This window comes from Luteipulveratus mongoliensis, from assembly GCF_001190945.1.
Lineage (GTDB): Bacteria > Actinomycetota > Actinomycetes > Actinomycetales > Dermatophilaceae > Luteipulveratus > Luteipulveratus mongoliensis.
Window position 1 is genome coordinate 1,679,715 of record NZ_CP011112.1, and the last position, 12,128, is coordinate 1,691,842.

8 protein-coding genes are annotated in these 12,128 nt (G+C 67.8%); 4 read left to right on the forward strand and 4 right to left on the reverse strand.

The features are described from left to right. Window positions 1–1,119, forward strand: a complete 1,119-nt coding sequence (locus VV02_RS08040; protein ID WP_052590902.1) for a glycosyltransferase — start codon at window positions 1–3, stop codon at window positions 1,117–1,119. 147 nt (window positions 1,120–1,266) lie between these two features. Here VV02_RS08040 and VV02_RS08045 read toward each other — a convergent pair whose 3' ends face one another. Further along, window positions 1,267–3,420: an MMPL family transporter gene (locus tag VV02_RS08045; RefSeq protein WP_083449998.1), complete on the reverse strand. Its 2,154-nt coding sequence runs from the start codon at window positions 3,418–3,420 to the stop codon at window positions 1,267–1,269. A 233-nt stretch (window positions 3,421–3,653) separates the two neighbouring features. On the opposite strand from VV02_RS08045, the gene VV02_RS08050 reads away from it, so the two are divergent. Continuing rightward, window positions 3,654–5,948, forward strand: coding sequence for a hypothetical protein (locus tag VV02_RS08050; RefSeq protein ID WP_052590903.1), 2,295 nt, complete (start codon window positions 3,654–3,656; stop codon window positions 5,946–5,948). 162 nt (window positions 5,949–6,110) lie between these two features. On the opposite strand, the gene VV02_RS08055 is transcribed toward VV02_RS08050, so the two are convergent. From VV02_RS08055 to VV02_RS08065, 3 genes are read right to left on the reverse strand one after another with little or no spacing between them, the layout of a single operon-like run. Further along, the gene (locus VV02_RS08055) at window positions 6,111–7,670 is read right to left on the reverse strand and encodes a S1C family serine protease (RefSeq protein ID WP_245633019.1); all 1,560 of its coding nucleotides are present in this window, start codon (window positions 7,668–7,670) and stop codon (window positions 6,111–6,113) included. 47 nt (window positions 7,671–7,717) lie between these two features. Continuing rightward, window positions 7,718–9,322 carry a sensor histidine kinase gene (locus tag VV02_RS08060; RefSeq protein WP_245633020.1) on the reverse strand — a complete coding sequence of 535 codons (1,605 nt, stop codon included), beginning with the start codon at window positions 9,320–9,322 and terminating at the stop codon, window positions 7,718–7,720. After that, a complete protein-coding gene (locus tag VV02_RS08065) occupies window positions 9,319–10,023 on the reverse strand; it encodes a response regulator transcription factor (protein ID WP_052590904.1) in 705 nt (234 codons plus the stop codon). Before VV02_RS08065 ends, VV02_RS08060 begins: the two co-directional genes overlap by 4 nt. A gap of 264 nt (window positions 10,024–10,287) precedes the next feature. On the opposite strand from VV02_RS08065, the gene VV02_RS08070 reads away from it, so the two are divergent. Next, window positions 10,288–10,710, forward strand: coding sequence for a MarR family winged helix-turn-helix transcriptional regulator (locus VV02_RS08070; protein WP_052590905.1), 423 nt, complete (start codon window positions 10,288–10,290; stop codon window positions 10,708–10,710). Further along, complete coding sequence (locus VV02_RS08075; protein ID WP_052590906.1) at window positions 10,707–11,999, forward strand: MFS transporter; 1,293 nt, start codon at window positions 10,707–10,709, stop codon at window positions 11,997–11,999. Before VV02_RS08070 ends, VV02_RS08075 begins: the two co-directional genes overlap by 4 nt. The last annotated feature ends 129 nt before the right edge of the window (window positions 12,000–12,128 follow it).

Genomic DNA, 12,128 nt, shown 5'->3' on the forward strand with positions numbered 1-12,128 from the left:
GTGCGGATCCTCTTTACGTTCATCGGCGGCCTCGGCCACTTCCGACCGCTCATCCCGATCGCCCGGGCGGCCCAGGCCGCAGGGCACACGGTGGCCGTCGCGGGTACGGGCAAAAGGACCCAGGAGATCACGGCCGCCGGCTTCACGGCCTTCCCGACCAGTGGCCCACCCCAGCCGACCAGCCCTTCCGAGCGCGCTCCGATGGAGGCACCGGACCCCGAGGCGGATCTCCGGCAGCTGGCAGAAGGCTTCGCCGGTCGTGGGGCACGGCGCCATGCCGCAGCGATCACCGAGATCGCCCGTTCGTGGCGACCTGATGTCGTCGTGCGTGATGAGGTCGACTTCGGCAGCGCGATCGCCGCGGAGCTGCTCGGTCTGCCGTGCGCCACGGTGATCGTGCTGGCCGCCGGAGGATTCCTGCGGCCCGAGGTGGTCGCGGCCTCGCTGCGCGAGGTGCGGTCCGAGGTCGGCCTGCCGCCAGACCCGGAGATGACCATGCTGAGTCGTGGACCGATCCTGGCGCCTTTCCCGCAGAGCTTTCGGGACCCGCAGTTCCCGTTGCCGCCCGACACGTTCTCTTACCGGTCGGCCGTCGTCCCCGCTCCCGGCCCTCCGCGGGAGAAGCCGACCGTCTACGTCACGTTCGGCACGGTCAACACCGCCATCGAGCCCTTCGGCCCCGTCCTTGGCGGCCTCGCGACACTGCCCGTCGACGTCGTCGCGACCGTTGGGAACAGCATCGAGCCGGCGGAGCTCGGGCCGGTGCGTGACGGCGTACGGATCGAGCAGTTCATCCCGCAGGACGAGGTGCTGCCGCACTGCGACCTCGTCATCTCGCACGCCGGCTCGGGCAGCGTCATCGGCGGTCTGACCCATGGGCTGCCGTCGGTGCTGCTCCCGATGGGTGCGGATCAGCCGTACAACGCGCGCCGCTGCGCCGACCTCGGCGTCGCGCAGGTCTTGGACCCGATGACCGCCACCGCGGATGAGGTCCGGGCCGCAGCGTCCACCGTTCTGGCCGACGCGCGATACCGCGAAGCAGCGGCCGAGATCCGCGACGAGATCAGTGCGCTTCCCCTGCCGGACGAGACGATCCCGCTGCTCGAAGCGCTGGTGTAGACGCGGGACGGCGCCCGCAGGGATCTCCCTGCGAGCGCCGTTCCGCCCCTCCGTGCACGGTGCTCGTCGCCCCCGATCGGGCACCGCCTGCTCCGCTGCAGGACAACCCGGTGCCAGCCGCCCCCGACCGGCACCGGATGTCCTGACTCAGCGGCGCGTACCCACCAGCTCGAACTCGCGCTCGGGCGGGTGCTCCTTCGACGAACCGCCACGTTTGGCGTCGCCGTGACCGGGCCACCAGGCTGCGTGACCCAGCAGTGCGGTCAGCGCCGGTGTGAAGAACATCGCCATGATGAACGCCGCGACTCCGATCCCGAAGGAGATCGCGAAGCCCATCGACACCATCAGCTCGTTGCCCGCCAGCATCAGCGAGGCGAACGAACCCGCCAGGATCAGACCGGCTGCGGCGACCGTCGGTCCCGCGTGCTGGAACGCCTTGGCTGCGGCATCTCGAGGCGAGAGCCCTTCTCGTGCTTCTTCACGCAATCGAGCCACCATGAGGATGTTGTAGTCGGTCCCCAACGCGACCACGAACAGGTACATGTAGATCGGAAGCATGAAGATCAGGCCGCCGGTGGACGAGCTGTTCTGGATCAGCAGCACCGTCGCACCCAACGTCGCGCCGAAGCCGAGCCCCACCGAGAGCATGAGGTACAGCGGTGCGACCAGGCTCCGCAGCAGCAGCGCCAGGATCACCATGATGATCAGGGCAGCGACCGGGAACACCACCTTGTAGTCGCGCACCATCGCGTCATCCAGGTCCACGAACACCGATGTCGTTCCCCCGACATACGCATGTGTTCCTGGTGGTGACTGGTGCGCGGCATCGCGCAGCGGTCCGGACACGACGTCCAACGCCTTGTCAGATCCCGGGTCGTCGTCCAACGTGACCTGGTAGGTCGCGGTGGACTTGTCCTGGCTCAGCTCAGGCGGCGAGATCGTCCCGACGCCAGGCACCTTGCCCAGACGAGCGGCGTACGACGTGAGCTCGCCCTGGTTGAGCGCGCCCCTCTCGCTGGTCACCAGCACCGTGCTCGGGTCGGTCGATCCTGCAGGCAACCCCTTCTTCAGGGTGTCCAGCGCGATCGTGGACTCCGCGTTCTTCGGAAGGCTGCTGGAGCCGAAGTCGAAGGACGGTTTGAACCCGAGTGAGAACACCGAGAGGGCGATGAGGATGCCGCCGGTGACGATGGCGTACAGACCGGGACGGCGACCGAGCGAACGGCCGATCCGCGCCGACATCGCACGCTTCGGCTCACGCTTCCACGCCTTGCTTGGCCAGAAGACCTTGCTGCCCAGCAGCGACACGACGGCCGGTACCAGGGTGAGTCCTGCGACGAGCATGACGGCCACTGCGATGGCAAGAGCAGGACCGATGGCTCGGAAGAGACCCAGCGAGGAGAGCACGAGCGCCATGAAGGCGGCGATGACCGCACCGGCAGCTGAGGCGATGGCCTCGCCGACGCGCCCGACCGAGGAGACCATGGCGGTCTTCTTGTCCTCGCCCATTCGGAGACGTTCGCGATAGCGGAACATCAAGAACAGGATGTAGTCGGTACCGATACCGAACATCACGATGATGAGGATGACGCTGATCGAGCCGTCGGCGTTGAGGTCGAACGCCTCGTTGGCGAAGGCGATCAGGCCGGTCGCGACCTGAGAGACCAGCAGGATCAACACAATCGGGAGCAGTGCGATAACCGGGCTGCGGAAGATGATGAGCAGCAGCACGATGATCAGGCCGATGGTGGCCAGACCGATCAGGGCCTCGGACTTGCTGTCGGCCTCTTCACCATCGATCGCCTGAGCGGTCGAACCGGTGACGGCGGCACGCAGGCCGGTGTCTTTCACCTGATTGCTCAGGTTGGTCCGCATCCCCTTGATCGTGTCGCGGGCGTCATCGCCGTACGCGTCGGCGTCCTTGACGTAGTTGATGCCCAGGGTCTGCACGAGATGGTTGGGCGCAGGGGGACCGGCGACGACCGAGCTGACCGGAGCCTTCGGGCTCTGCCCGAGCTCACTGGTGATCTGCTTGATCTTCGCGTTGTCGGCGGCGGTGAGTGCCTTGCCGTCCTTGCGGTCGATGACGACGATGCCACCGAGCGTGGTCGCGTCGGGGTACTTCGACTCCTGCAGCTGAGCCGCCTTGATCGACTCGTAGTGCTGCGGCAGGAAGTCCGACTCCTCATTGGATGTGGTCAGCTTGGGCGCCGTGGCGATGATCGCGGCCGCGATGATGATCCATGCGCCGATCACCCACCACGGGTGGCGCACCACGCCCTTGCCGAGCTTGGCAAACATGTGTCTCCCCTGAGTCAGGCTTGGTTGATGTTGACCAGCCTGCCCGCGCGCCGGGGCAGAGTCATCACGCCAGAGGTGGTTTCAGGGGCGACTCAGGGATGGTTCGGGGGTAGCCCTGAGGGGTGACATGCAGACCGCGGGACGTCATACCAAAGTCTGGTACGACGCCGCGTCGAGAGGCGTGGGCCATAATCAACGCGCCTCGCTTCGGGGCGTGATCAGGAGGGGGCCGCGTGACGACACGCACCAGCACGCGGGCGTCACGTAGGACCCAGCAGCACGCACCGCTTGACCGTCTGGTCGCGCTGCTTCCGTGGGTGATCACCTTCGTTGTGCTTGCCTTCATCAGTCATGCCGGTGGCGCGCGCTGGCGTGAGATCGCCGTGTACGTGATCGCGCTTGCGGTGTTCGTCTCCCTCCCCGGAGTCATCACGTGGCGACTCCTGTGGTCCCGACGCGATGAGGACACCTGGCTCGACCAGGTCGTGTTCGGCACGCTCCTGGGCCTGTGCCTGCAGCTGCCGGTCTACGTCGTGGGGCGTGTGATCGGCGTACCCTTCCTGCCTGCGGCGATTCCGCTGGTCGCCCTGGCGATCGCGCTGGTCCGCGACGACCGGCGTTCCCTCTTGCGGCCCCGATTGCAAAGAGTGCCAACGGTTCTCGCCTGGGGAGTCGCGACAGCAACGACCTTCGCGATGGTCTGGCTCGGCGGCATCGGCTGGCTGACCTGGGCGTACCCACGCACGGACCCGGCCAGTCCCAACGGTGACGAGCCCTATCAAGTGGCCCTCGTCGCTGAGCTCAAGCACCACTTCCCGCCGCAGATTCCGATGGTCGAGGGGCAGCCCCTGGACTACCACTGGTACGTCAACGGCCACCTCGCCGCGATGTCGTGGCTGACCGACCTCACACCGACCGTGCTGCTCGATCGGCTCTTGCTGCCGATGACGACCTTCTTGGTGTTCGCAGCGACCGGGCTCATCGCGTACCGGCTGACCCGCTCGGCGTGGGCAGGCGCGGGCGCGCCCGTGATTCTCGGGCTCGTCGGTGACTACTCGCCCTTCCATGGCAGCAACGCGATGTCGTCGTTCAACGAGCTGTTCTTGTCGTTCTGGGAGCCACTCAGTCCCTCGCTCGGATTCGGGCTGGCTCTCATGTTGCTCACGGTCCATGTGCTCTTGAAGGTGCTGGGTGAGCGTCGCCCTACGCGAGGCGACCTGGCACTCCTGGCCATCGCCACCTTGATGCTGAGCGGTGCCAAGGCAACCTGCCTGCCGATGATGCTGGCCGGCTTGCTCCTGGTCGGCGTGGTCGTCCTGATCCGGCGCCGCCCTCGCCGGACGGTGCTGATCGCGTGCGCGATCACCGCAGTCGCCTTGGTGTTCGCGCAGGTGGTGCTGTTCCGCGGCGCCAGCCAAGGCATGTGGATCCAACCACTGCACCTGGGTGAATACATCACCTGGAAAATGAAGCTCCCCGGTCACGGGCTGCCGCTCGTCGGAGCGACGGCGTTGATGGTCATCTCGTGGGCGTGCGCCTGGGTGGGTGCGGCGTTCCTGGCCGGCCGGGCAACGCGTACCGATCTCCGTGTCGTCTTCTTGATCGGCTGCGGAGGCTCGGGCGTGGCAGCAGCGCTCATGCTCGGTCACCCCCACTACAGCGAGGACTACTTCGCGAGGTTCGCCGAACCGTTCCTCGCCATCGCTGCCGCGTGGGGTCTGTGGACCGTCCTCTCTCGTTGGCCCGCCCGCCAGCGCGCGCGGCTCCTGCTCATCGGAGCGACGGCCGGAGTCGTCATCGCCTACCTCGCCCGCAGCAGCACGTCGAGGCCGATCGCGTACGAACCAACGCGGGCGTCGTACGGCCAGCTCGCCCTCCCGTACGTCATCACCGTCGCCGCCCTGATCGTCGTCGGCGCCGTCGCCTGGTTCGTCGTACGCCGACAGCCTCACGTCGGGCGAACGGCGATGGTCGCGGCGCTGGTGACCATCGCCGTGACCTCTCTCGGACTGATCCGCGTCCCGGACACCGCGGTCGCTGTCGCCGATCGGCCGTGGCGCAAGGTCGCGACGCCCCCGCGAGCGACTGCGCCCATCGGACTCGGTGGTCTGGCGGCCGCGCGCTGGGTGCGAGAGCACAGCTCTCCGAATGACCTGCTTGCGACGAATGCCCATTGGCGTCAACCGGGTTCGCGAGTCACGCGGGACAACAGGAACATCTGGATCGCAGCCCAGACGGAGCGCCGTGTCCTGCTCGAAGGCTGGGCTTACACGCCTCCGATCCTCGCCGAGGCAGCGCGTCGACGTATTCGCACACACGCCATCGGCTTCTACGATCCGCCCCTGCTGGCTGCGAATGATGCGGCGTTCACCCGACCGAGCAACGCCACCTTGGGTCTGATGCGAGATCGCCACGTCCGCTATCTCGTGGTCGACCTGCGCTACCCGTCAGACCTGCCCGGACTGCAACGAGTCGCCGACCTGCGCTTCCGCACTGGCGACTACGCCGTCCTTGAGGTGCGCCGCTGAGCGCGGTCGGTCGAAGACTGACCTGCGGGGTGCGTACAGCACGAAGGCGCCTCCCGGCGTAAGCCTGGGAGGCGCCCTTGGACCTGGTGTGAGCCCGTCACAGCTCCCAGGTCTACCCCGTACTGGCCGGCCACACGGAGGAAGGGCATGACCGGCCATTGATCACGACGACGAGGAGTCAGCGCCTAGCGTCGCCGTGATGTTCTGACGCTTGCCGTCCCGCACGACGGAGAGCGTCACCTTCTGGCCGACGGTGCGCTCGCGCACCTGCCCGACCAGAGAGGTTGAGGAGTCGACGGACTCGCCGTCGATGGAGACGATCGTGTCGCCTTCCTTGAGCCCGGCCTTCGCAGCAGCGCTGCCCGGGTTGACCTTGGAGACCTTGGCACCTGTCAGGGTGGCCGCGCCGTCCTTGACCTGAGCGCTGGTCGCCGAGATGCCGAGCTGGGCGTGCTGCGCCTTGCCGGACTTCATCAGCTGGCCGGTGATGTTCTTGACCACCGTCACCGGGATCGCGAAGCCGATGCCGATGTTGCCGGCCTGGTCCTGACCCGAGCTGCCGGCGTTGGGGATCGAGGAGTTGATCCCGACGAGCCTGCCACTGCCGTCGACCAGCGCACCACCGCTGTTGCCGGGGTTGATGGCCGCGCTCGTCTGGATCGCGTTGGTCACGACCTCGTCCGACTGGGTGGGCTGCTGCGGATCCTGCTGCGGGTTCTGCTGACCCTGGCCGGGGGTCTGCGGCTGGTCCTGGCCACCGCCGCTGCTCTGCGTGCTCACCGGACGGTTCAGCGCGCTGACGATGCCGGTGGTCACGGTGCCCGACAGGCCGAGCGGGTTGCCGACCGCCATGACCGGCTGGCCGACGACGAGCTTGGAGTCGTCGCCGATCGTCACGGGCGTCAGGCCCTTGGGCGGGCTCGTCAGCTTGATGACGGCCAGGTCGGTGGACGGGTCCTTGCCGACCACCGTGGCGTCGTACTGACGGCCGTCATTCAGGGTGACCGTGAGCTTGCCGCCGTCGGCGACCACGTGGTTGTTGGTGATGATGTTGCCCGCGGTGTCGAGGATGACGCCCGAGCCCTGGTCACCGCCGCCACCGTTGGTCTCGAGCGTGATCGAGACGACGCTGGGCGCGACCTTGGCAGCCGTAGCCGACCAGTTCACCGAGCCCGCATCAGCGAAGTCGGCCGGGTTGGCCTTCACCACCGTGGTCGGGCCGGCGGCCGACGGGCTGCCGCCATTGTTGTCGTCCCGCGTCGCGGCGTAGGTGCCGCCGCTGGCGAGCGCGGCCGCGAGGAGCGCGGCGAGCGGTACGGCGACCCAGGGTGCCCGTCCACTGCGCCCGGTGCTCGTGGTGCTGGCGTGCTGGGCGTACGCCGGTGCTTGCGCTCCGTAGGGCTGGTGGCTCGACGTGGGGGCGCCCCACGTCGAGGCCGGCGGCCCATGGTGCGCAGCTGCGGGATGTCCCTGCTGAGGAGCCATGGGCTGCGGGCCAGTGTGCTGCGGACTAGTCGGCTGCGGGCCGGTGTGCTGTGACTGCTGAACCGGCGCGTGCTCAGCCGGCGTCGGCGGTGCGGGCACGGGCTGAGCCGGCGACTGCTGGGGGTGAGCGCCGGCGGCAGGTGAGCCCTCAGGCGCTGGCACTGCCGGGGGGACAGGCGGAATGGGCTGCGTGTGCTCGGGATTCGAGCCCTGGGGCTGCTGGTCGTCCTGCGTCATCACATGCTCCTCAGCTGCTACGGCGCACTCTCTAGGAGCGCTAGGTCTTACTGAACTGCTTGGGTCTGGACGGGTCCTGGCCGGTCACTGTGAGACACCTGTGGAATGCGCACGATGAAGGTCGCGCCACCGCCTGGTGTCTCCTCGACATGCACGGTGCCGCCGTGGCTCTGCACGATGGCGGCTGCGATGGCGAGTCCGAGGCCGCTACCGCCGCTAGCGCTGTTGCGGCTGGCGTCGGCTCGGTAGAAGCGCTCGAAGATACGTCGGCGCTGGTCGGGCGGAACGCCGTCGCCGTGGTCGCGCACCTGGAGCTCGGCGTTCCAGCCGCGGGTGCCGACCGCGATCTCAATGGGGGTCTGCTCAGGGGTGTATCGGATGGCGTTGGCCATCAGATTGGTGACGACCTGGCGGAGTCCGGCCTCCTCGCCGAAAACCACGGCTGCCTGCACGGGTCCATCGAGCCCGACCAGGCGGATCTCGCGGTCGTGGTCGAGCGCCTGAGCATCCTGCGTCGCGTCGGCTCCGATGACCGTGAGATCGACCGGGCCGAGGTTGCGGGGCTGCTCGCCCGGTGCGGGCTGGCGGCGTTCGAGCCGTGTCAGTGTCAGCAGGTCCTCGACCAGTACGCCCATGCGCGTCGCCTCGTCCTCGATCCGTCGCATCGCGGAGCGGACGTCCTCAGGCTCGGACACGGCGCCCTGGCGGAACAGCTCGGCGTACCCCCTCACGGTGGCGAGCGGCGTACGGAGCTCATGAGACGCGTCAGCCACGAATTGGCGCATCCGGTCCTCCGAGGCGGCCCGCACGACGAACGACTCCTCGATCTGCGCGAGCATCACGTTGAGCGAGTGCGACAGGCTGGAGACCTCGTCCTTGGTGGCTGCCTCGGGGACGCGTCGGCTCAGGTCTCCCGCGGCGATCGCCTTGGCGGTGTCCTCGATCTGGCGCAGCGGCCGGAAGGCCCGCCGGATCGCGAACCACCCGAGCAGCGCACAGGTCGCCAGCGCCAGCAGCGCGATCAGCACGCTGAACCAGCGCACCTTGGTCACGATGATGTCGACCCGATCGAGGGAGACCGCCACCGCGTAGAGGCCACCGTCGTCGGTCGTACCGGCAACCACCATCCAGCGCGTCGAGCCGCCGCCGGCGGACTGTACGACGAAGGGCTGGTGGTCAATGACGCGCGGCGAGGTGATGGTCAGGTTGGGGAAGCGCGGCTTGGGCCCGTTGGTCGTCGGGGTGGTGTCCGTCGAGTCCTCGTTGATGGGCGAGACCGGTAGGTCGCGGATCTCGGCGACGGGCCGGTCAGCGGTGGCCGGAAGGATGATGCGGGTGGCGTAGGTGTTCTCGGGGACGACCGCATCGATCGTGGTGTTGCGGTTCTCGACGACGGCGTCGTGGGCGGCCTTGGCGATCGGTCGGTACGACTGCCGCAGCTCCGTGGACTGGCGCTCCTCGAGATAGCTGCGCAGCTGGTGCGCGCCGGCCGTGCCCGTGATGGCGAGAGCCGCCGCCAGCAGGCTGAGCATGACGGCCACGAGCCGCAGCCGCAGCGGCATCTCGTGCAAGGGCTCGGTCAGCTTGTCGCGGGTGCGCTGGGCCGCCGCCGACGTCCTGGCTGCGGCTGGCGCAGGCGCCGGAGAACTCACTCCCGAGGCTCGCGCAGGACGTAGCCGACGCCGCGCTTGGTGTGGATCAGCGCGGGCCCGTCGACGTCGATCTTGCGACGCAGGTAGGAGATGTAGGACTCGACGATGCCGGACTCACCGCGGAAGTCGTAGTCCCAGACGTGGTCCAGGATCTGCGCCTTGGACAGCACGCGGCCGGAGTTGAGCATGAGGTAGCGCAGCAGCTTGAACTCGGTCGGGGAGACGTCGATGACCTTGCCCGCCCGGCGTACCTCGTGTGAGTCCTCGTCCAGCTCGAGGTCGGCGACCGCTATCGCCGCCCGGTCGCCGGGCTCCTCGGTCTGAGTACGTCGCAGCACGGCTCGGATGCGCGCCACCACCTCTTCGAGGCTGAACGGCTTGGTGACGTAGTCGTCGCCGCCCACCGTGAGTCCCTTGACCTTGTCGTCGACAGAGTCGCGAGCGGTCAGGAACACGATCGGCACCTCGTGGCCGTTGCCCCGCAGCTTGCGGGTGACGGTGAAGCCGTCCATGTCCGGCAGCATCACGTCGAGGACGGCGAGGTCGATCTCGTTGTCGTCAGCCAGCTGGAGCGCATCGCGTCCGTTGGCGGCCGTATGGACCTCGAAGCCGGCGAACTTCAGGCTCGTCGCCAACAGCTCGCGGATGTTGGTCTCGTCCTCGACGACGAGGAGGCGTGCCTCAGGTGCGGATGTGCTCATAGGACCACCCTCCGCCTCATTCCTGAGAGTCGTCTGGGAGTCCCCTGGGGGGCGAACCACCGCTGGTCGAGTAGCCGGAGCGCTAGCGGAGGCGTATCGAGACCTGCTGCGCGCGGTCGCCGGGTCTCGATACGTCTCGGCTAGCGCCTCGCCTACTCGACCAGCGATGGAAGGGTTACTGAAATAGTTAGCGAAAGTAATGAGTTATCCTAGTTACCTAGGTTAACTAGTTCAGGAGGGGCCACGTCACAGGCACCAGCACAGATGAGTCCAGCCGCACGCCGCCGGCTCGCCGGAGAGCTGCGCTCGGTCTGCATGCGGATCAGCCGCAGAGCACGATTCGAGAACACCGAAACCATTGCGCCGCACCAGTTCTCGGTGCTGGCCCGGCTCGAGAAGAGCACCGCCACCGCGCGTGAGCTCGCCGAGTACGAGTGCGTGAGCCCGCCGTCCATGTCACGCACGATCAACGCCCTGGTCGAGAAGGCGTACATCAGTCGGTCGGACAATCCCGACGACGGACGACAGGTGATTCTCACACTGACGTCCGAGGGGCGTACGGCGCTCAAGGCCACCCGCCGCTCGCGAGACGAGTGGATGCTGAAGCGTCTCGGCGACCTGACCGAGGAGGAGTGCCGAGTCCTGGAACAGGCCCGCGACATCCTCACCCGCGTGGCAACCCGATGAGTCCTACGTTCGCCTCCCTCTCTATCCGCAACTACCGGATCTACTTCTTCGGGGCCCTCGTCTCCAACGTCGGGACGTGGATGGGCCGCGTCTCGCAGGACTGGCTGGTCCTGACCGAGCTCACCGATCACGACTCGACGGCGCTCGGCATCGTGACTGCGTTGCAGTTCGCGCCCGTCGTGCTGCTGGCGCCGTGGGCGGGGGCGCTGGCCGACCGCTTCCGCAAGCGCCGCATCCTCTTCGGGACCCAGACGGCGCTCGCCGTCACCTCCGCGATCCTGGCTGTCCTGACGCTCACGGGCGTCGTACAGCTCTGGCATGTCTACCTGCTCGCCCTCCTGCAGGGCATCGCCACGGCCGCGGACAACCCGACGCGCCAGGCGTTCGTGTCGGAGATGGTGCCGCAGGACCGCATCAGCAACGCCGTCGGCCTCAACAGCTCGTCGTTCAACGCTGCGCGCCTCATCGGTCCGGGGTTCGCCGGGCTGCTGATCGCCTGGATCGGCACCGGCTGGACGCTGGTCTTCAACACCGTGTCGTTCGTGTCCGTGCTGTTCGCGCTGAAGATCATGCGGGGGAGCGAGCTGCAGACGCCACCGCTGGCCAAGGGACGTGGCGGCCTGCGTGAGGGCTTCGCCTACGTGCGGCACCGCCCCGACATCATGCTGATCATGGCCATGGTGTTCATGCTCGGCACGTTCGGGATGAACTTCCAGATCACCACCGCGCTCATGGCGACGACCGTGTTCGGCAAGGGGGCGGGGGAGTTCGGGCTGCTCGGCTCGATCATGGCGATCGGGTCGCTGTCGGCCGCGCTGATGTCAGCCGGTCGAAGCCAGCCGCGGCTGCGGGTGCTGATCGTGGCGCTCGTCGGCTTCACCATCGCGTCGGGTGCGGCTGCGCTCGCACCGTCGTACGTCTGGTTCGCCATTCTGCTCGTGCCGGTCGGACTGACCGCCATGACCGTGATGCCGACCGCGAACTCGATGGTCCAGCTCAGCGTCGCACCGGAGATGCGCGGTCGCGTGATGGCGCTCTACATGGCGATCTTCATGGGCGGTACGCCGATCGGTGCGCCCCTCATCGGCTGGGTCGGCGCGACGTACGGTGCCCGCTGGACCATCCTGGTGGGCAGTATCGCCACGGGTCTGACGGCCATAGGTGCGACCATCTACGTCATGCGACGCGACGACATACGACTCCGCTACGAGTGGGACCGTGGGCCGCACCTCGACGTGCTCCGGCCACGCGACCGTGCTGAAGCTCTGACGCCGGAGCAGGTCCGATGATGTCGCCGCGGTTCCGCCGGACGATCGTGATCGTCGCGTTGGTGGCCTTCATCGGTACATCCGTGCTCGCCGCCCTCATCTCCTGACCGACCCACCGCCGGTCGAGTAGGCGAGCCCCCAAGGGCGAGC

Excerpts from the sequence above, each read along its gene's own strand:
- VV02_RS08070 (WP_052590905.1), top strand. The coding sequence starts at position 10,288 with ATGAGTCCAGCCGCACGCCGCCGGCTCGCCGGAGAGCTGCGCTCGGTC.
- VV02_RS08045 (WP_083449998.1), bottom strand. The coding sequence starts at position 3,420 with ATGTTTGCCAAGCTCGGCAAGGGCGTGGTGCGCCACCCGTGGTGGGTG.
- VV02_RS08065 (WP_052590904.1), bottom strand. The coding sequence starts at position 10,023 with ATGAGCACATCCGCACCTGAGGCACGCCTCCTCGTCGTCGAGGACGAG.
- VV02_RS08055 (WP_245633019.1), bottom strand. The coding sequence starts at position 7,670 with ATGACGCAGGACGACCAGCAGCCCCAGGGCTCGAATCCCGAGCACACG.
- VV02_RS08075 (WP_052590906.1), top strand. The coding sequence starts at position 10,707 with ATGAGTCCTACGTTCGCCTCCCTCTCTATCCGCAACTACCGGATCTAC.